Origin of the sequence: Arthrobacter sp. LAR12-1-1.1, from assembly GCF_040676555.1 — a bacterium.
In the GTDB taxonomy this organism is placed as follows: Bacteria; Actinomycetota; Actinomycetes; order Actinomycetales; family Micrococcaceae; genus Arthrobacter.
Genome location: NZ_JBEGIG010000034.1, coordinates 415,021 through 433,434, shown reverse-complemented (window position 1 = coordinate 433,434; position 18,414 = coordinate 415,021). Strand labels below are relative to the sequence as shown.

General features: G+C 66.6%; 19 protein-coding genes. 3 read left to right on the top strand and 16 right to left on the bottom strand.

Annotated features, from left to right (window positions below; translation table 11 throughout):
- Positions 1-96 precede the first annotated feature (96 nt).
- The 12 genes from MRBLAR12_RS18065 to MRBLAR12_RS18010 all read right to left on the bottom strand — a co-directional run bounded on the left by MRBLAR12_RS18065 (position 97) and on the right by MRBLAR12_RS18010 (position 13,810).
- On the bottom strand, positions 97-1,440 hold the full coding sequence (locus MRBLAR12_RS18065; RefSeq protein WP_229992998.1) for a M16 family metallopeptidase: 1,344 nt from the start codon (positions 1,438-1,440) through the stop codon (positions 97-99).
- Positions 1,441-1,545: 105 nt separating this feature from the next.
- Positions 1,546-3,786: a polyribonucleotide nucleotidyltransferase gene (locus MRBLAR12_RS18060; RefSeq protein ID WP_229992999.1), complete on the bottom strand. Its 2,241-nt coding sequence runs from the start codon at positions 3,784-3,786 to the stop codon at positions 1,546-1,548.
- A 247-nt stretch (positions 3,787-4,033) separates the two neighbouring features.
- Entirely contained in the window at positions 4,034-4,303 is a 270-nt protein-coding gene (gene rpsO / locus MRBLAR12_RS18055) for a 30S ribosomal protein S15 (RefSeq protein WP_120953920.1), read from the bottom strand.
- A gap of 138 nt (positions 4,304-4,441) precedes the next feature.
- Positions 4,442-5,770, bottom strand: a complete 1,329-nt coding sequence (gene kynU / locus MRBLAR12_RS18050) for a kynureninase (RefSeq protein ID WP_229993000.1) — start codon at positions 5,768-5,770, stop codon at positions 4,442-4,444.
- A complete protein-coding gene (gene kynA / locus MRBLAR12_RS18045) occupies positions 5,767-6,621 on the bottom strand; it encodes a tryptophan 2,3-dioxygenase (protein ID WP_229993001.1) in 855 nt (284 codons plus the stop codon). The genes kynU and kynA overlap by 4 nt, the downstream gene beginning before the upstream one ends.
- A 95-nt stretch (positions 6,622-6,716) precedes the next feature.
- Complete coding sequence (locus tag MRBLAR12_RS18040; RefSeq protein ID WP_364747423.1) at positions 6,717-7,700, bottom strand: bifunctional riboflavin kinase/FAD synthetase; 984 nt, start codon at positions 7,698-7,700, stop codon at positions 6,717-6,719.
- A gap of 190 nt (positions 7,701-7,890) precedes the next feature.
- Positions 7,891-8,274, bottom strand: a complete 384-nt coding sequence (locus MRBLAR12_RS18035; RefSeq protein WP_364747422.1) for a hypothetical protein — start codon at positions 8,272-8,274, stop codon at positions 7,891-7,893.
- Between the two features lie 74 nt (positions 8,275-8,348).
- Complete coding sequence (locus tag MRBLAR12_RS18030) at positions 8,349-9,404, bottom strand: DNA polymerase IV (protein ID WP_229993026.1); 1,056 nt, start codon at positions 9,402-9,404, stop codon at positions 8,349-8,351.
- Positions 9,405-9,696: 292 nt separating this feature from the next.
- The gene (locus MRBLAR12_RS18025; protein WP_364747421.1) at positions 9,697-10,923 is read right to left on the bottom strand and encodes an N-acetylglucosamine-6-phosphate deacetylase; all 1,227 of its coding nucleotides are present in this window, start codon (positions 10,921-10,923) and stop codon (positions 9,697-9,699) included.
- Positions 10,913-11,752: a copper homeostasis protein CutC gene (locus tag MRBLAR12_RS18020; RefSeq protein ID WP_229993005.1), complete on the bottom strand. Its 840-nt coding sequence runs from the start codon at positions 11,750-11,752 to the stop codon at positions 10,913-10,915. The genes MRBLAR12_RS18025 and MRBLAR12_RS18020 overlap by 11 nt, the downstream gene beginning before the upstream one ends.
- Positions 11,737-12,513, bottom strand: coding sequence for a glucosamine-6-phosphate deaminase (gene nagB / locus MRBLAR12_RS18015; protein WP_364747420.1), 777 nt, complete (start codon positions 12,511-12,513; stop codon positions 11,737-11,739). The genes MRBLAR12_RS18020 and nagB overlap by 16 nt, the downstream gene beginning before the upstream one ends.
- A gap of 46 nt (positions 12,514-12,559) precedes the next feature.
- Complete coding sequence (locus MRBLAR12_RS18010) at positions 12,560-13,810, bottom strand: PTS transporter subunit EIIC (protein ID WP_364747419.1); 1,251 nt, start codon at positions 13,808-13,810, stop codon at positions 12,560-12,562.
- A 204-nt stretch (positions 13,811-14,014) separates the two neighbouring features.
- Between MRBLAR12_RS18010 and MRBLAR12_RS18005 the strand changes: the two genes are divergently transcribed.
- On the top strand, positions 14,015-14,245 hold the full coding sequence (locus MRBLAR12_RS18005) for a glucose PTS transporter subunit EIIB (RefSeq protein ID WP_229993008.1): 231 nt from the start codon (positions 14,015-14,017) through the stop codon (positions 14,243-14,245).
- Entirely contained in the window at positions 14,245-14,703 is a 459-nt protein-coding gene (locus MRBLAR12_RS18000; protein ID WP_229993009.1) for a PTS sugar transporter subunit IIA, read from the top strand. Before MRBLAR12_RS18005 ends, MRBLAR12_RS18000 begins: the two co-directional genes overlap by 1 nt.
- A 40-nt stretch (positions 14,704-14,743) precedes the next feature.
- On the opposite strand, the gene MRBLAR12_RS17995 is transcribed toward MRBLAR12_RS18000, so the two are convergent.
- Positions 14,744-15,448 carry a GntR family transcriptional regulator gene (locus tag MRBLAR12_RS17995; RefSeq protein WP_229993010.1) on the bottom strand — a complete coding sequence of 235 codons (705 nt, stop codon included), beginning with the start codon at positions 15,446-15,448 and terminating at the stop codon, positions 14,744-14,746.
- A 374-nt stretch (positions 15,449-15,822) separates the two neighbouring features.
- Here MRBLAR12_RS17995 and MRBLAR12_RS17990 point away from each other — a divergent pair, with 374 nt between their 5' ends.
- On the top strand, positions 15,823-16,377 hold the full coding sequence (locus tag MRBLAR12_RS17990; protein WP_229993011.1) for an NUDIX domain-containing protein: 555 nt from the start codon (positions 15,823-15,825) through the stop codon (positions 16,375-16,377).
- Positions 16,378-16,437: 60 nt separating this feature from the next.
- Here MRBLAR12_RS17990 and MRBLAR12_RS17985 read toward each other — a convergent pair whose 3' ends face one another.
- The 3 genes from MRBLAR12_RS17985 to truB are packed head-to-tail and all read right to left on the bottom strand — an operon-like array spanning position 16,438 to position 18,339.
- Complete coding sequence (locus MRBLAR12_RS17985) at positions 16,438-16,986, bottom strand: hypothetical protein (protein WP_364747418.1); 549 nt, start codon at positions 16,984-16,986, stop codon at positions 16,438-16,440.
- A 19-nt stretch (positions 16,987-17,005) separates the two neighbouring features.
- Positions 17,006-17,359 (bottom strand): hypothetical protein, encoded by a 354-nt coding sequence (locus MRBLAR12_RS17980; RefSeq protein WP_229993013.1) that lies wholly within the window; start codon positions 17,357-17,359, stop codon positions 17,006-17,008.
- Positions 17,359-18,339: a tRNA pseudouridine(55) synthase TruB gene (gene truB / locus MRBLAR12_RS17975; protein ID WP_364747417.1), complete on the bottom strand. Its 981-nt coding sequence runs from the start codon at positions 18,337-18,339 to the stop codon at positions 17,359-17,361. The genes MRBLAR12_RS17980 and truB overlap by 1 nt, the downstream gene beginning before the upstream one ends.
- Positions 18,340-18,414: the final 75 nt, after the last annotated feature.

Genomic DNA, 18,414 nt, shown 5'->3' with positions numbered 1-18,414 from the left:
CGCGCCTGCTGTGGTGTAAAGACCGGCCGCGCCCCGACCGGCCGTGCCCAGTCGCGCTATACAGGGCCCACAGTGCAGCTATCGGCCCGGAATTACCTAGAGCCCAAACGTCTCGGTTTCCTCAAACGGGCCGACCACCGTGACGGTTCGCGGGGCGGCCGCGAGCTCACGGGCGAGCTCCTGGACCTCCGCTGCCGTGACGGCCTTGATCTGGCGGAGGGTTTCATCGATGTCCTGGTACTCGCCGGAGACCAGTTCCGCGCGGCCCAGCCGGGACATCCGGGAACCGGTGTCCTCCAGCGCCAGCACGATTCCGCCGCACAGCTGACCCACGGCCTTCCGGAGCTCCTCGTCGGAGATGCCGTCCGCAGCCAGCTTGTCCAGTTCGGCGCCGAGCAGCTCAACGACCTGCCGGACCTTCGACGGCGTGCATCCGGCGTACATGCCGAAGTAGCCGGCGTCGGCGTAGGAGGACGCGAACGAGTACGTCGAGTAGACGAGGCCGCGCTTTTCCCGGACCTCCTGGAAGAGCCGGGAGGACATGCCGCCGCCGAGGACGGCGTTGAGCACACTCATGACAAAGCGGCGGTCGTCCGTGGCGACAAGCGAGGGGCAACCCATGATGATGTTGGCCTGCTCCACCGGGCGCTTGACCACATGCAGGCCGGCCGTGCCGGTGATCGCAGCGCGCTCGGTGGAGCGGCGCTGCACGGGCGCGGCAGCGGCCTCAAGGTTCCAGCCGGCAGAGTGGAGGGCATCCACCACGAGCCCGCAGACGACGTCGTGGTCCAGCCCGCCGGCCGCGGTGACCACGAGCTCGTCGGGACGGTAGTAGCGGCGGTAGTGGTCCCACACCGAGTCGCGCGCCACGGCCCGGATCGCTGCCGGGGTGCCGCCGATGGGGCGCCCCAGCGGGTGCGTTCCCAGCACTGCGGCGACGAAGTTCTCGTGCGCGACGTCAGTGGGATCGTCGCTGTCCATGGCGATTTCCTCGAGGATGACGTCCCGCTCCTGCTCCATCTCCTGCGGGTCCAGGACGGCGCCGGTGATCATGTCAGCGATGACGTCGATCGCCATGGGAAGGTCCGTGTCCAGCACGCGGGCGAAGTAGCAGGTACTCTCCTTCGCGGTGGCGGCGTTCGATTCCCCGCCGACCTCGTCGAAGGCCGACGCGATCTCCAGCGCGGTGCGGCGCTTGGTGCCCTTGAAGAGCAGATGCTCCAAAAAGTGCGTGGAGCCGTGCTGGCCGGGAGCCTCGTCGCGGGAGCCCACCCCGACCCAGAAACCGATCGTGGCAGAGCGCTGGCCGGGCATCGCTTCGGTGAGCACGCGGACGCCGCCGGGCAGGACCGAGCGTCGCACCTCGGAACCGCCGTCGGCTCCGTGGATCAGGGTGTCAGCGTGCTGGTTCTGCTCTAGCGGCAGGGGGACGACAGTCATCAAGGCCTTTCATTGAACACGTGCCAAATCTGCCTGCAATCCTACCTTTAACAGCAGCGGGGCCGGTGGATGATCCACCGGCCCCGCTGTTTGACTCAGGAGAGACTACTCTGCGGCGTCCGCGGAGACCTCAGCGTTGTCTGCGTCCGCACCCTCAGCCACGACGGGTGAGAGGGAGAGCTTGCCGCGGTCGTCGATCTTGGTGATTTCCACCTGGATCTTCTGGCCCACGGAGACGACGTCCTCGACGTTGTCCACGCGCTTGCCGCCGGCGATCTTGCGCAGCTCGGAGATGTGCAGGAGGCCGTCCTTACCCGGGGTCAGGGAAACGAAGGCGCCGAAGGTGGTGGTCTTGACGACCGTGCCCAGGTAGCGCTCACCGATTTCCGGGATCTGCGGGTTGGCGATGGCGTTGATCGCGGACCGTGCTGCGTCGGCAGACGGGCCGTTGGTGGCGCCAATGTAGACAGTTCCGTCGTCCTCGATCGAGATGTCGGCTCCGGTGTCTTCCTGGATCTGGTTGATCATCTTGCCCTTCGGGCCGATGACCTCGCCGATCTTGTCTACCGGGATCTTGACCGCGATGACGCGCGGCGCGAACTCGGAGAGCTCGTCCGGGGTGTCGATCGCGGAGTTCAGGACGTCCAGGATGTGCAGGCGCGCTTCACGAGCCTGCTTCAGGGCGGCGGCCAGGACCGAGGCGGGGATGCCGTCGAGCTTCGTGTCCAGCTGGATGGCCGTGACGAACTCGGAGGTACCGGCAACCTTGAAGTCCATGTCGCCGAAGGCATCTTCGGCGCCGAGGATATCGGTCAGGGCGGCGTAGCGGGTCTGGCCGTCAACCTGGTCAGAGACCAGGCCCATGGCGATACCGGCAACGGCAGCCTTCAGCGGCACGCCTGCGTTGAGCAGGGACAGCGTGGAGGCGCAGACGGAACCCATCGACGTCGAACCGTTGGAGCTGAGAGCCTCAGACACCTGGCGGATGGCGTAAGGGAATTCCTCGCGGGAGGGCAGCACCGGCATGATGGCGCGCTCTGCGAGGGCACCGTGGCCGATTTCGCGGCGCTTCGGGGAACCGACGCGGCCGGTCTCGCCGGTGGAGTACGGCGGGAAGTTGTAGTTGTGCATGTAGCGCTTGCGCGTCACGGGAGACAGCGAGTCGATCTGCTGTTCCATCTTGAGCATGTTCAGCGTGGTGACACCCATGATCTGGGTCTCGCCGCGTTCGAAGATGGCCGAGCCGTGGACGCGGGGCAGAACCTCAACCTCGGCGGTGAGCTGGCGGATGTCCGTCAGGCCACGGCCGTCGATGCGGATCTGGTCCTTGAGGATGCGCTGGCGCACAACCTGCTTGGTGACGGAGCGGAAGGCTGCGGACAGCTCCTTCTCGCGGCCTTCGAACTGGCCGGCAAGGGAAGAGGTGACCTCGTCCTTGAGCTCGTCCGAAGCGGTGTCGCGTTCCTGCTTGTCGGCGATCTGGAAGACAGCGGCCAGCTTCTCGGCGGCAGCGGACTCCACAGCGGCGTAGACGTCGTCCTGGTAGTCCAGGAAGACCGGGAACTCGACGGTCGGCTTGGCGGCGCGTGCTGCCAGGTCGGACTGTGCTTCGCAGAGGGCCTTGATGAACGGCTTGGCAGCCTCGAGGCCTTCGGAGACAACCTCTTCGGTCGGGGCGGTGGCGCCCTGTTCCTTGATGAGGTTCCAGGAGTTGTCGGTGGCTTCGGCTTCAACCATCATGATGGCGACGTCGTCACCGGCGATGCGGCCGGCAACGACCATGTTGAAGACGGCGTTCTCGAGCTGGGAGTGCTTCGGGAACGCAACCCACTGCGAGCCGTTCTCGTCGGCAACGAGGGCAACGCGGACGCCGCCGATCGGGCCGGAGAAGGGCAGGCCGGAAAGCTGGGTGGACATCGAGGACGCGTTGATCGCGACGACGTCGTAGAGCTCGTCCGGGTTGATGGACAGCACGGTGACGACGATCTGGACCTCGTTGCGCAGGCCCTTGACGAACGCGGGGCGCAGCGGGCGGTCCATGAGGCGGCAGGCCAGGATGGCTTCCGTGGAGGGACGGCCTTCGCGGCGGAAGAACGAGCCCGGGATGCGGCCGGCGGCGTACATACGCTCTTCGACGTCGACAGTCAGCGGGAAGAAGTCGAAACCTTCACGCGGGTGCTTGCCGGCGGTGGTTGCGGACAGCAGCGCGGTCTCTTCGTCGATGTAGACCATCGCTGCGCCGGCTGCCTGCTTCGCAAGGCGGCCGGTTTCAAAGCGGATTACACGCTTGCCGAAGCGGCCATTGTCAATGACTGCTTCTGAGAACTGGATTTCGGGACCCTCCATAGAGAGTCACCTCCGTTTCATGGTTCACGGAGCCCAGCCGCATCAACCCAGTCCAGCATCTGTCTACTGGCCTGCACTGCACCCGGTCATCGATCGAGACCCACGGGCCGGGCCTCATTCCTTGAGGCCGTTCCCGGGGATCACTACCGAGGACCGCGAATGCGTGATGCGGTTGATCCTCCTGTTTAGTTTTTTCCTGAAGAAGGCGGCCCTTTCCGGTCCGGAAGGGGCCGCCCCTTAAAGCTGACTAGCGACGCAGGCCGAGGCGCTCGATGAGCTGACGGTAGCGGGTGATGTCAGTGTTCTTGAGGTAGGTGAGCATGCGCTTGCGACGACCAACCATGGCCAGCAGACCGCGCTGGGTGTGGTAATCGTGCTTGTGCTCCTTCATGTGCTCAGTGAGATCCTTGATCCGCTGAGTCAGGACTGCAACCTGGACCTCCGGCGAACCGGTGTCGCCCTCGGACGTTGCGAAATCCTTGATGATGGACTGCTTTACAGCGGCTTCAAGTGCCACAATAACTCCTAGAGATGTGCCGTGAGGCCCGAATCAGTAATTCACTGCCGGGGGTGCCGTCCCGGAATCCCCCGCCGAAGCCGGGCATTCCGTACACAACAGGAGCCAGCCGCCACGGACTGCAGCCGGATCCAACGTTCAGTTTAGTGGCACGTCCGTGGTCTTGTCGAAACTGCCAGCCGCGCCGGCCGCGCCGCCCTGGGATGCGTCTCCGCTTTCCTGGCCCGAAAGCAGCTCCCGGATCGCGGCGACGCCGCGGTACACCTCCGCATAGGAGGTGCTCAGGGGTGACAGCCCGATCCTGATGCCTTGCGGGGCACGGAAATCGGGAATCACATCCTGATCCCACAACACGGCCGTCATTTCACGGAAGGCAGGGTGGTCCACCGTCACGTGGCTGCCGCGCAGTGCCGGGTCCCGCGGGGTGGACAGCTGCACACCGGCCGGTGCCAGCCAGGCGTCGAAGAGTTCGAGGGCATAGGCCGTGAGCAGCTGTGACTTCTCCCGGAGGCCAGCCATCCCCGCTTCCTCGATCAGGTCCAGGGTGCCGCGCATGGCGAGCATGCCGAAAATGGCCGGGGTGCCGCTGAGGAAGCCCCGGATGCCGGGGGCGGCCTCGTAGCCGGGACCCATTTCGAACGCGTCCTTGCGTCCCATCCAGCCCCAGATCGGCTGCTGAAGTCCGGCCAGGTGCCGGGTGTTGACGTAGGCGAACGCGGGCGATCCCGGTCCCCCGTTCAGGTACTTGTACGTGCAGCCGGCCGCGAAGTCGACGTCGGCGTCGTCCAAAGCGATCTCCACCGACCCGGCGGAGTGGCACAGGTCCCACACCACCAGGGCGCCGGCGTCGTGGACTGCCGCGGTGATAGCCGGAAGGTCCGCGAGGAAACCGGAGCGGTAGGCAATCTGGCTCAGGACCACGACGGCGGTGGCCGGGCCCGTGGCGGCCCGCACCTGCTCGACCGTGACACCGGAGGCGGGATCGGCGTCGATCCAGCGCAGGGTCAGGCCTTCTTCGCGCGCGATTCCCTCCACCAGGTACCGGTCGGTGGGGAAATTGTCCGTGTCCAGGACGATTTCCGTCCGCGCCGGATCCGTCACAGCTGCCAGGGCGGCGCGGATGAGCTTGTACAGCACCACGGTGGTGGAATCGGCAATGATGGTCTGCCCGGGCGCCGCGCCGAGCACTGCGCGGCCGAGCTGGTCGCCGATGGCCTGGGGCAGTTCGAGCCATTCCTCGTCCCAGCCCCGGATCAGGCGGCCGCCCCAGCTGTCCTGGATGAAGCTGCTGATGTCCGTGACGGTCCGCTTGAGCGGCCGGCCCAGGGAGTTGCCGTCAAGGTAGGACAAATCCGTGTCCGTGCCGACGAAGTGGTCGCGGTAGCCGGCCAGCGGATCGGCGGCGTCGAGATCGAGGGCGCGCTGCCACAGATTGTCCGTTGCGTCGGTGCCGGCGGAGATGCTCACTGGCCGATCTCCGTCCGCACGGCGAAGAGCTCAGGGAAAAAGGTCAGCTCGAGGGCCTTCTGCAGGAACGCGGCACCGCTGGATCCGCCGGTGCCGGCCTTCATGCCGATGGTGCGCTGGACGGTGCGCAGGTGGCGGAAACGCCACAGCTGGAAATTGTCCTCAAGGTCCACGAGTTCCTCGCAAGCCTCGTACGCGCCCCAGTTGTCGGCGGCGTTTTCGTAGATGTACTTGAACACCGGGACGAGCTCAGGGCAGAACTCGTGGGCCTTGGTGACGTCGCGCTCCAGCACGGAGGCCGGGACGTCAAAGCCCTGGCGCTTGAGATACGCGAGGAAATCGTCGTAGATGCTGGGGGCTTCGAGCAGTTCGCGCAGCATCCCGTGGGCCTCGGGGTCCGATTCGAACACCGGGAGCATCTTGGCGTTCTTGTTGCCCAGAAGGAACTCGACCGCGCGGTACTGGCTGGACTGGAATCCGGACGAGTTGCCGAGGAAGCCGCGGAACTGGGAGTACTCGGTAGGTGTCAGGGTGGCCAGCACGGACCATTGCTCGGTGAGCGTCTTCTGGATGTGCTTGACCCGGGCGATCGCCTTCAGGGCGGACCCGAGGTCGTCCGATCGCAGCCAGGCGGCAGCGCTGCGAAGCTCATGCAGTACCAGCTTCAGCCACAGCTCCGTGGTCTGGTGCTGGATGATGAACAGCATCTCGTCGTGGTGTTCCGGAGTGCTGACCGGCTGCTGGGCGCTGAGCAGGGTGGGCAACTGCAGGTACGACGCGTAGCTCATGCGCGTGCTGAAGTCCCGGACAATGTCCTGGTCCAGTTCCCTCGTGTTCTTCTCGATGGTCACGTCTCTTGCCTTCCTTGCCAAGTGGCTGTGAATCAGCGCGGCTTCAGTGCGTGGGAACACGCCAGCGCGGGGTTTGGTGTCGTTCGGGCCGGTTGTCAGCGGGCGAACAGGATGACGTGCGCCTGGACGACGTCCAGGCGCATCTGATCCACCAATGCCTCAGGCCCACGGTACGCCACCATGCCCCGGAGCCTGGTGACAAATTCCACCACAACTGTCTGGTCGTACAGATCAAATTCGTCGGGGGACTCTTCCGGGCGGTCGATCACATGGGCCTCAACCTGACGGCTCACGCCGTCGAACGTGGGGTTGGAGCCCACGGAGATGGCGGCAGGCCAGCGGGTGCCCGCCTGGTCGACGAGCCAGCCGGCGTAGATCCCGTCGGCGGGAATGTACCCGCTGGCCGTCGGGGCGAGGTTTGCCGTGGGGAAGCCGAGGTCGCGGCCGCGTGCGGCACCGTGCACCACCTCGCCGCGCATCCGGTGCGGCCTGCCCAGCACCGCAGCGGCGGTGGCAACGTCGCCCTCGCGCAGGGCCTCACGGACCCACGTGGACGAGCAGCGGCGGTCCGTCCCGTCGTCGTCGTGGATGGGGAAGCCTTCAGAGCCGAACTCGCTGATGACCAGCACCTCGAAACCGAGCTTCCGCCCCAGCTCCTGCATGGTGGAGAGGTCCCCGGAATTGCCGCGGCCGAACCGGGCGTCGTGGCCGACCACCACGTGGCTTGCCTTCAGGCCGTCCACCAGGACCGCGGCGGCAAATTCTTCAGGGGTCAGGCTGGCGAGTTCCATCGAGTACTTCATCACCAGCACGGCATCGAGGCCGAGCTCGCCCAGGGCCACCAGCTTGTCCTCCAGCCCCATGATCAGCTCGGGAGCCGACTCGGGACGGTGCACTTGCGCCGGGTGCGGATCGAAGGTGATCGCGACGGCGCGGGCGTGGTTCAATCGGGCGGTGCGGATCAGCTGCGACAGCACCTGCTGGTGGCCGCGGTGCACGCCGTCGAAATTGCCGAAAGTGACAACCGAAGGACCAAAGTCCGCCGGGACTTCGGACAGATCGTTCCAGATGTGGACCATCAACCTCGCCTTTTGCTGCCTGCCATGAACTCCCCCGGAGCGACCGTGCCGGCTCCGGAACTCTCTAAGATTACCCGCATTCCGGGCCGCTCCCGGACGGTTCGTAGGCTTCCGGGCAGCCTCGCCCGGGGACACCCTGCGGGACCGCGATGTAGGGGCGGCAGGTCGACCGTGTCCGGGCAGGTGCTGACTATCGCCCGAGCAACAGCCTCCGCTGGCTGTCCCGGACCGCGTGATTCCGCCAGTTCCGCCAGTGCAGCAGGACGGCGGCGAGGATCAGGGGGACGTGGATTCCGGGCAGCATCCTCGCGAACCACCGCGGGAGGTAGATGTCCGTGACCGAGCCGTCGCTGTCCCCGAGGTCCTGGGCGACAGCGGTCAGCGGGCAGCGAAAGCCATTGGCGGCGAAGATCACCGTTTCGCCCGCGACCACGACGGCGGCCACGCCTGTCTTCCGGTCGGTGCGGCCCCTGACTCCGGTGTACAGGACGTAGGCCATGCAGGCCTCGATCGTGAACCAGGCAATGGTGTGAATCGACTTCACAACCCGCAGCAGCAGACGGCGATGGTCCATGTCTTCACCCTAGGCGCGCAGAGGTGTGCGTGGTTCAGAGACTTTCGGCCCGGCTGGGCCAGGGAGCGACGCCGTCACCAACCACCGCGCGTCGGCGTATGTCCCGTTCGGGCATCGTCGGGCATTGCCAATTCGGCACGCAGGCCCAGGAGTCGGATCGGACGGCCCGCCTCGATTCCGGCTGCGAGGTCCAAGGCCCGTGCGAGGATTTCGTTCCGGTCGAAGGTCTCGGGAATCTTCCTCGCGTGGGTCTTGGTGACGAACGGCGCGTACCGAACCTTGAGGGTCAGCCCAACCACGGGCCGTCCTTCGGCCACAACGTCCTCAAGGACATGCGCTGTCAGCTCCCTCAAGGCGTCGTCCACCTGGACGGGCTCGGTGAGGTCGCGCTGGAAGGTGGTCTCCCGGCTATGCCCGCGGGCAACCCACGGGGTGTCGTCCACGACGCTGGCGCCGTCCCCGCGTCCGAGCTCCGCGTACCAAGGACCCATCTTGGGGCCGAACTCCGGGACCAGGTCCTGGGGGTCGGACGCGGCGAGCTCGGCGACTGTGTTGATGCCGAGTTTGGCCAGCCGGCCCGACACTTTGGTTCCGACGCCCCACAGGTCCTTGGTGGGCCGGCTGCCCATGACGTCGAGCCAGTTCCCGGAAGTGAGGCGGAAGACGCCGGCCGGCTTGCCGAAACCGGTGGCCACCTTGGCCCGGACCAAGGTGTCGCCGATGCCCACGCTGCAATGCAGCTGCGTTCGCTCCAGGACAGCGGCCTGCACCTGCCGGGCGTAGGCTTCCGGATTCTCTGTCTCCGTGCCTACAAAGGCTTCATCCCAACCCAGCACCTGCACGGTGGCGCCGGGCTGCGCGCGCAGGGTAGCCATCACCGTTTCAGACGCCGCCAGGTAAGCCTCGTGGTCGACGGGCAGGATCACGGCGTCGGGCACTTTCCGGGCCGCAATGCGTAAGGGCATTCCAGAACCCACACCGAACGCCCTGGCCTCGTAGGACGCGGTCGACACCACAGCTCGTTCCGTGGGGTCGCCCCGACCGCCGACAATGATCGGCTTGCCCGCAAGCTCCGGCCGCCGGAGCACTTCGACCGCCGCGATGAACTGGTCGAGATCGACGTGCAGCACCCATCGGATTCCGCTCACGCCACCAGTCTGCCCTAAACATTCCTGGCAAGCATCGGTTCTCCACCGGGCTTGGCCGCGGAGCCGGCGGCCTCCTGGCCTTCTTTGAAATCCAGCGCCGCCGACGACCTGCACCGCACCTGTGCCGAGTGTGGCGCGGTCCGCGCCAAGTACAGGGAACGGACGAGTCCAGGGTGATGGCCGCCCGGCCACTCGTACTGCATCGAGCGCGAGGGATAGGTGGGGTTTGCTTCTCGGGCTTCGAGGTTCCGGGCAACGGAGGGCGCGGTTCCTTTCACGGCAGTGGTTCGATCCATCTGCCGTGCCGCAACACGCCGGCGAGGGTTAATTCGGAATCGACGACGACAATGTCGGCCCGCATATCTTTGTGAAGGTCGCCGACATGCCCGGACAGGCCGAGAACTGATGCCGGGACGGCGCTGGCTGACCGGACCGCGTCCTGCACTGATACTCCTGCTGCTACGGTGGCCCTGACCACGTCAAGGAGGGTTGCGGTTCCGCCGGCAATCGCGCCGGTGCTGTCGAGCCGGGCGACCCCCTCGTGTACGGTGACGGCCAGGTTTCCCAGCCGGTAACGTCCGTCCTGCAGGCCCGTGGCCGCCATGGAATCAGTGACGAGGGCAATATTCTCAGCACCGACGAGGTCGAACATCATCCGGACGGTATCCGCGGCGAGGTGGACGCCGTCGGCGATGAGTTCAATGACGGCCCTGCCGGCGTGCGCTTCGCTGAGACTGGCGGCCACCGGACCGGGTGAGCGGTGATGCAGCGCCGGCATGGCGTTGAACAGGTGCGTCACCGTGGGTCGCCGGGGAACCGGGTTCCCCTGGCGGTGTCCGGCCCGCCGCAGGCCGAGGGCCGCGCGGCCGAGGAACCCGGCCGCGGTCGCCGTGTCTGCTGCGGTGTGGCCCAGAGAGGGAACCACTCCGCTGGCCGTGAGCTGGTCGACCAGGCGCTGGGCGCCTGGAAGTTCGGCTGCGCAGGTCAGGGAGACAAGACTGGTCCCCGCCGCCGCCAGCAGTTCACCCATCAGAGCGGGATCGGGATCCCGTAGCAGGGCGGGATCGTGGGCTCCGTGGTGGTGCGGGGACAGGAAGGGGCCTTCCAGATGTGACCCGGCGATGAGTCCTTCCTCTGCCACGGGGCGTAAGGCGTCGAGATTCCGGAGCAGGTCGTGGGTGGAGGCGGTCACGAGGCTGGCCAGCAGCGTCGTGGTTCCGCGGCGGTGCAGGAATCGGGCTGCCGAGCGTGCCGCGGCCGCCGAGCCTTCGGAAAAATCGGATCCTGCGGCGCCGTGGCAGTGCAGGTCCACGAGGCCCGGCAGCAGGGTGTACCGGCCGTCCCGCGCCGGGCGGTTCTGCTCCAGATCAGCAATTCCGGGGAATGCCGAAGCCGGTCCGACGTAGCTGATGCGGTCACCGGCCACGGCGATCACGCCGTCGTCGATGGCCAGGCTACCGGTGACGATGCGGCCACGAAGCGTCACGACCTCATTCACCATGTTCAGTGATCCTGTCCGCGGTCCGCAGCGCTGCCGCGATGCCCGCTGCGAGTTCCGGGTCCATCGCCTCCGGCCGGACGCCGGCGCCCGTATCCAGGGGAGATGCGGGCCGCGGGCGCGCCGATGAGTGCACCGCATGCACTCCTGCTGTCACGAGCCGCGGCACGATGTCCACAGTCACTCCGCCGCCAGCCATGATCTGTACTCCCGGCGCGTGGTCCCGTCCGAGTTCCACGAGCCGAGCCAACATTCCGATCCCCTGTGTGCAGTCGGTTCCGCCGCCGCTGGTGAGCACCCGGTTCACGCCGGCGTCTTCGAGCCGCCCGAGCGCGTCGGCGGGGTTCGCGCCGGCGGCCAGTGCGGCGTCGAATGCGCGGTGGAAGGTCAGCTGTGCGGCGGGCTTTTGGGCACGCGCGACGGCGACAATCCGGGTGAGCGCGACGGCGTCCGGTCCGCCGTCGGGTGCCAGGGCGCCGACCACGACGCCGGCCGCCCCTGCCCGCAGCACCGCCACCACGTCACGTTCGATGATCCGGAGCTCCTCGGGTGTGTAGGCGAACCCTCCCGGCCGGGGCCGGACGAGGACATGGACGGGCAGCCCGGCCTCGCACGCCATGTCCACCATCCGCATGTCAGGGGTGATGCCGCCCGTCGCGATGAGCGCGGCGCACAGCTCGACGCGCGTGGCGCCGACGGCCGCGGAGATCCGCATCCCGGTGACGTCTTCGACGGCGAACTCGAGGTCCGGCACAGGGCGCAGCTCCCCGGCGGCCGCGTCGTTCAGAAGCCCCGCTGTGCCGGCTTCCGCGCCGCTCAGAAGCCCTGCCATGCCGGCTTCCGTCCCAACGTGTAGTGGTAGTACTCGGTGTGGGCGAGCTTGGACGCTGCCGGCGTGTCCAGGAGAACGGTCACATGTGGATGGAGCTGGAGCGCCGAGGCGGGGCAGATAGCGGCGACCGGCCCCTCAACAGCCGCCGCAACGGCGTCGGCCTTCGCCTCGCCCAGCCCGAGTAGCAGAAGATGTCGGGCTTGCCGAATCGTTCCAAGACCCTGGGTGAGTACGTGCTCTGGGACCTCGTCGAGGCCAGCGAAGAAGCGTGCGTTGTCGCGGCGGGTCTGGCCGGTGAGCGTTTTGATGCGGGTCCGTGACGCGAGGGACGACATGGGCTCGTTGAAGCCGATGTGCCCGTCGGTGCCGATGCCGAGGATCTGAACATCCACACCTCCGGCTGCAGAGATACTCGCGTCGTACCGGGCGGCCTCCGCCGCCGGGTACGATGCGCCGTCGAGTCCGTGCACGGCGTCGGCGGGGAAATCCACGCTGTCCGTGAATTCGCGCCGGATCACCGAGTGGTAGGACTCGGGGTGGCTAGCTGGCAGTCCGACGTACTCGTCGAGGAGGAACGCCTGGGCGGCGGCGAAGCTCAGCCCGTCGCGGCGGTGGCGGTCGATAAGTTCGCGGTAGGTCCCGAGGGGCGTCGAGCCGGTCGCGAGGCCCAAGACGGACGGACCGCTGCGGAGGCGCTCCTCAATGATGTCCGCTGCGGTGTGGGCGACGTCTTCGGCGCCGGGAAGGATGATGATTTCCATGCTGGGGTGTACTCCCTGTGGCTGTCAGTGCGGGTGGGCTGTGTGGCTATTTCGCGGGTTCGGTCTCGACGGTGACTTCGTCGTCCCCGCGTCCGGGAGTGCGCAGGTTCCAGCGCTTGATTACGAAGGAGAACAGGAAGTAGTAGATGGCCGCGTAGCCGAGCCCGATGGGGATGAGCATCCAGGCGTTTTGTGCCTTGCTGAAGTTCAGGACGAAGTCGATCAGGCCGGCGGAGAACGTGAAGCCGTCGTGGATTCCCAGTGCATTGACGAGCGCGTGCGAGGTGCCGGTCAGGACGGCGTGGACGATGTAGAGGGGCCACGCGACGAACATGAAGGCGTACTCAAGTGGTTCGGTGATCCCGGTCAGGAAGGCCGTCAGGCCGGTGGAGAGCATGATCCCGCCGACAAGATTCCGTTGTGACGGCTTGGCGTGGCGCCAGATGGCGAAAGCGGCCGCGGGGAGGCCAAACATCATGATGGGGAAGAACCCTGTCATGAACACGCCGGCGGTCGGATCACCTGCGAAGAAGCGGTTGAGGTCGCCGCGGACAAGCTGACCGGAGGCGTCATTGAAGTCGCCTACGAGGAACCAGACCACCGAATTGAGGACGTGATGGAGCCCCACCGGGATGAGCATACGGTTTGCAAAACCGTAAAGCCCGCCGCCAAGGACAGCGTTTCCGGCCACGATCTCGCCAACCCAGGACAGCCCCGCGTTGAACGCTGAATAGAGCAGGGCCATGATCACGCCGACCACGAGGGCGGTGAGGGACGTCAGGATGGGCACGAGGCGCCGGCCGCTGAAAAAGCCCAGGTAGTCCGGCAACTTGGTGCGGTAGAACTTTTGCCACAGGATAGCCGAGAACAACCCGACGACGATGCCGGCAAGAACGCCGTAATTGATGACGGCGGGTTTGCCCGCGGGATCCACTTGCCCGGCAAGAACGAGTGGAGACATTGCCTTGAAGACCCCATCGATCACCATGTAGCCGACGGCGGCCGCCAGAGCGGTCGACCCGTCGGACTTCTTGGCCCAGCCGATGGCGATACCAATGGCGAAGATGAGCGGAAGCCACGTAAAGACCGCGCTGCCGGCGGCTTCGACCACGGAGGCACCGCCTTCGAAGCCGGGGATGGCGCCCAAAAGGTCCACTTGACCGGCCCGGAGGAGGATACCCGCGGCGGGCAAAACCGCGATCGGAAGCATGAGCGTGCGGCCCAACCGCTGGAGGTTCGAGAAGGCGGCATTCGCCTTCTTCTCCGGCGCCGTGGCGATGGATTCAGGGACTGACATGAGAGGCACCTTTGCGTTTAGGAAGGGCTTGTGGAAGATCGGCTCAGCCGGTACTGTCTGGTTATAACCAGTGTGATTCATCCCACGCGGACCTGTCAAGGCAGTCGATCCGCCGGACGGATTGACTCATCCTGGCCACACCGGGGCCGCTTGGCCACGGATCCGAAGTGCCCCCGGAAGGGGGCGCAATGAGAGAGGCATGCCATGTCAAAGGCAGAAAAGATCATTGAAGGACTCGGCGGAGCTGGGAACATCGTCGAAGTCGAGGCGTGCATCACCCGCCTGCGCACTGAGGTCAAGGACTCCTCACTCGTGAGCGAGGCGGCCCTGAAGGCAGCCGGGGCGCACGGCGTACTCACCGCGGGCACAGCTGTTCAGGTCATCGTGGGCCCGGAGGCGGACACACTCGCCGACGACATCGAGGACCTCCTCTGATGACGGAGGCACTCCTCATCCACGCACCCCTGGCCGGCAGGGTTATGCCCCTCGGTGAGGTCCCGGACCCGGTGTTCTCTGCCCAGATGGTCGGCTCCGGCGCGGCCATTGAGCCGCCGGAGGGCGAAACATTTGACGTCGTCTCCCCGGTTGCCGGGAAGATCATCAAGCTGCTTCCGCATGCTTTCATCGTCGTCGACACCGCCGGCAGGGGCGTGCTTACACATGTCGGGATCGACACCGTCAAGCTTCAGGGCGAGGGGTTCGAGCTGCTCATTGACAAGGGGGCGACGGTCGACGCCGGTGCACTGATCATGCGCGTGGATCCGGCTGCCGCTGTGGCCGCCGGATATTCCCTCGTGAGCCCCATCGTCGTACTGGACACCAAGCCGGACACGGCGACGCCGATTGCCTCAGGCGCCGTGGCGGCCGGCGCCGAGCTGTTCTCGGTGCCGTAGGCAGGGCGGGGTCACGGAAACAAAGCCGGAGCCCTTCCCGCTACAGCCGCACCTCCATGTTCAGCGAGTACCTGTCAGATCGGTACCACGAACGCGTGTGCTCGATGGCGAGCTGGCCCGAGTAGGAGGTGCGGTCGAAGAACAGGACCGGCGCGCCCGTCCCGGTGCCGAGGAGCGCCCCGACATCCGCCGGGGCGCCCTCGGCGCGCACGGTCTGGCGGGCGCGGTTAATCTCTTTGCCGAACTGGGCGGCCAGGGCCTTGTAAACCGAGCCGGTGAGGTCAATGTCGAGGAGCCCACTGGCATGTTCCGGGTTGTACCAGGCGTCGTCGACACTGACCGGCCGGCCGTCGGCGAGACGCAGCCGGCGCAGGTGGATCGCCTCGGCACCCTGGGACAGGCCCAGGGCGTCCGCCGTGTCCTTCGGCGCGGCCGCGAGCTCCGCCAGGAGCACCACGGTGCTGGGGGTATGACCCTGGGCCTCCATCTCCTGGGTGAAGGACGCCAGGTGGAGGGTGGACTGAACTGCCGAGTCGGCTACGAATGTGCCCTTGGCCGGGACACGCACGAGGTGGCCCTCGGTGACGAGTCGGCCGATGGCGGCCCGGACGGTGATACGGCTGACGCCGTACGCGTCCATCAGTTCGCGCTCGCTGGGGAGGCGGGCGCCGGGTTCGAGTTCCTCTTTGGCCACCTTGAGGATAATCGAGCGCAGCTGCTCGTGCTTGGGTACCTGACTGTTCACGATATGCACCTGGGTGGCAGGTGCCGTGCTCGTGCGTGCGGCTGGCAAATCGGCCCCTTTGTTAGTGGAGCGATCCGGTAAGGACCACCTACTCGGATTATGCCACGTGAACCCTGACACGGCCTACCGGAATACTCACGACCAGCCCTGCTGGCTCTTGAAGCTGGTTTGGCCGACGCCGTGGTCTGGTTTGATCTCAATTATTTGGTGAGGCCCTTCGAGTGAAGGCCTAGGTGCAGGCTTCGGTCGAAGACCATTGGCCAACGATCCCTGGTCGAAGACCGCTGAGCGAGTATCCGTGGGCAGCGGTTCAGCCCGTAACACTGCGTACACGATCCGCCGTCGTATGGACTGGCGCGTGGCAAGCTGTAGGGATGGACAGCACAGCCGCGCCCCAAGCGGGGGAATCACCATTCGCACGACCGGTGCCGGGCGGCCTGCGCCACCCGTTGGGTCCACGCGATCCCGGTGACGCCTGGGTCGAGGGCGAGCACGGACGGTTCTGGGGTCGGTTCGGTTCCGCCGGGCTCCTGGTCCACGACGCCGCAAAGGGAATCCTTCTCCAACACCGCGCTTTGTGGAGCCATCAAGGCGGCACGTGGGGGCTCCCGGGAGGTGCCCTGCACCAAGGGGAAGGGGCCATCGACGGGGCGTTGCGGGAAGCACGCGAGGAAGCGGCCGTGCCTCCGGAGAACGTCCGTGTCCTGTTCACGTCGGTGTTCGACGTCGGCTACTGGACTTACACCACGGTGGTTGCCGAGGCACTGCAGCCCTTCGAGGCCGCCATCAGTGATCCGGAAAGTCTCGAACTGCAGTGGGTGGGGGTTGACGCAGTCGGCGGCAAGAAACTGCACCCGGGCTTCGCCACCGCCTGGCCCGGACTGCGCAGCAGGCTCACGGAGGCCCGGCGCATCACCAGCCGGCCGTAACCAGCCGGCCGGAGGTAGCCAGCCGAGTGCCCGGGCAAGCCCCGGACGGGGCAGCCCGGCCTAGTGCTGCCGGGGCGCGGGACGCCGGCGATACAGCCAGATGAGTCCCAGAATGGGCAGCAGGAGCGGGATGAATCCGTAGCCGCGGCCAAACAAGGACCACACCGTCTCGTGCGGGAAGTTCACCGAGTCGAATACGCTCAATGCCCCCACCACGAGGACGCCCACAAGCTCCACCAGGACTGCCGCCACGGAAACTTTGAACGCGGTGCGGCCCGGCTTCGCGAGGGACACGGTGGCAACTACGTAGACGGCTGCGGCGAAGGCGGACAGCAAATATGCCAGGGGCGCCTCGGAAAACTTCGTGAGAATCTGGTAGCCGGCCCGGGCGGTCGCCGAAATCGCAAACACGGCATAGACAGCAATCAGCAGCCGTCCCGGCCCAGTGTTGCGGGTGTCGGTCGCCGGCGCAGTTTGCGCCGTCCCAGTTTGTGTGGCACCAGTCGCAGTGGAACCAGCAGCTGCCGGCCCGGCGTCCGCTGCCCCGGTGATGCCGGAGGCCGACCCCGCCGGGTTGCCTGTGCCCTCCTGGGAGGATTTTGCGTTCACGTTTTCTGCCTCTTCCATCTCAATACCAGATCTGGTTCATACGGGCCGCCATCACCAGGGCAGTGACGCCGACCGCGGCCAGGACGAAGTTGCTCCAGCGGGTCCGCTCCAGGATGGACCAATACACGGCGCCGATCGGGAGGATCAGCGCTGTCGCCAGATAGCCCCAGAACTCCCAGGACTCCCCCGCGATCTGCTCCCCGCTGGCCACCCGGACAATCGAGCCCACCAGATAGACCAGGAGGGCAAGTTCGACGGCGGCCACCGACAGTATGGTCGTGTCGTTGGGCGCCTTCTTCAGGATGCCCGCGGCGACGCAGATGATGCTGGAGAGCAGGCCAACCACAAGGATGATGTAGAAATACGCGTCCACTATTGCCCGGCCCGCTGTTCGTTGCCGCCCGCTTCGGTGGCGCCCTTTTCAGTGGAGCGCTTTTCGTTATCGGGCGCGAACACCAGCACGGGCTTGGCGTAGCTTCCCGCGTCGGCCAGGAGCGCCACGAGCGTACCGTCCGGCGCGAACGCTGCTGCCGGCTTGTCCGCGGTCGCTGCCTCCGGCGTGCCGGCTGCGGCTCCTGCGGCGACCCTGCGGCCGAAGGAAATCTCGGTGGTCTCCGCCTCGCTGAGTTCACGGTTCGGCATTAGGGCCCGGGCCGCGTCCGAGATCTCCAGGACGTCCAGCTTCTCCGCCAATTGTTCAAGGGTGTGTGCCTGCTCAAGCGTGTAGGGACCCACTTGGGTCCTGCGCAGTGCCGTCAGGTGGCCGCCGACGCCGAGTGCCTCACCGAGGTCGCGCGCCAGGGCACGGATGTATGTGCCGGAAGAGCACTCCACCGTGACATCGACGTCCAGGGCTTCCCGGTCTGCGTCGCCATCGTGCACGCGGCGGACCTGGTGGACCTCAAAGCGGTGAATCGTCACGGGACGGGCCGCGAGCTTGACCTCTTCACCGGACCGGACCCGGGCGTAGGCGCGTTCACCGTTGACCTTGATGGCGCTGACACTGCTGGGAACCTGTTCAATTTCCCCGGTCAGAGCGGCGACTCCGGCGCGGACAGCGTCTTCGGTGACCCCGGCGGCGCTGCGGGTGGCGGTGACCTCGCCTTCGGCGTCGTCCGTCACGGTGGATTCACCGAGCCTGATGGTGGCGGTGTAAGTCTTGGAGGTGCCCACAATGTAGGTCAGCAGCCGGGTTGCCTTGTTGATGCCCACCACGAGAACGCCGGTGGCCATCGGATCGAGCGTCCCGGCGTGGCCGACCTTTCGGGTACCGGCGATCCGCCGCATCCGTCCAACCACATCGTGGCTGGTCCAACCTTGCGGCTTGTCTACTATCACCAGTCCAGAAAGCACGCCTCCCAGTATATGCGGGCCAGCCGCGCCCCACCGCCCACGGCCCCCGCGCCCACCGCGGACGCCGGGCGTTAG

Bases quoted from the DNA above. Each gene is read 5' to 3' on its own strand.
- MRBLAR12_RS18065 (WP_229992998.1), bottom strand. From the start codon at position 1,440: ATGACTGTCGTCCCCCTGCCGCTAGAGCAGAACCAGCACGCTGACACC.
- MRBLAR12_RS18060 (WP_229992999.1), bottom strand. From the start codon at position 3,786: ATGGAGGGTCCCGAAATCCAGTTCTCAGAAGCAGTCATTGACAATGGC.
- MRBLAR12_RS18040 (WP_364747423.1), bottom strand. From the start codon at position 7,700: ATGGTCCACATCTGGAACGATCTGTCCGAAGTCCCGGCGGACTTTGGT.
- MRBLAR12_RS18035 (WP_364747422.1), bottom strand. From the start codon at position 8,274: ATGGACCATCGCCGTCTGCTGCTGCGGGTTGTGAAGTCGATTCACACC.
- MRBLAR12_RS18025 (WP_364747421.1), bottom strand. From the start codon at position 10,923: ATGGTGAATGAGGTCGTGACGCTTCGTGGCCGCATCGTCACCGGTAGC.
- MRBLAR12_RS18020 (WP_229993005.1), bottom strand. From the start codon at position 11,752: ATGGCAGGGCTTCTGAGCGGCGCGGAAGCCGGCACAGCGGGGCTTCTG.
- nagB (WP_364747420.1), bottom strand. From the start codon at position 12,513: ATGGAAATCATCATCCTTCCCGGCGCCGAAGACGTCGCCCACACCGCA.
- MRBLAR12_RS18010 (WP_364747419.1), bottom strand. From the start codon at position 13,810: ATGTCAGTCCCTGAATCCATCGCCACGGCGCCGGAGAAGAAGGCGAAT.
- MRBLAR12_RS18005 (WP_229993008.1), top strand. From the start codon at position 14,015: ATGTCAAAGGCAGAAAAGATCATTGAAGGACTCGGCGGAGCTGGGAAC.
- MRBLAR12_RS18000 (WP_229993009.1), top strand. From the start codon at position 14,245: ATGACGGAGGCACTCCTCATCCACGCACCCCTGGCCGGCAGGGTTATG.
- MRBLAR12_RS17990 (WP_229993011.1), top strand. From the start codon at position 15,823: ATGGACAGCACAGCCGCGCCCCAAGCGGGGGAATCACCATTCGCACGA.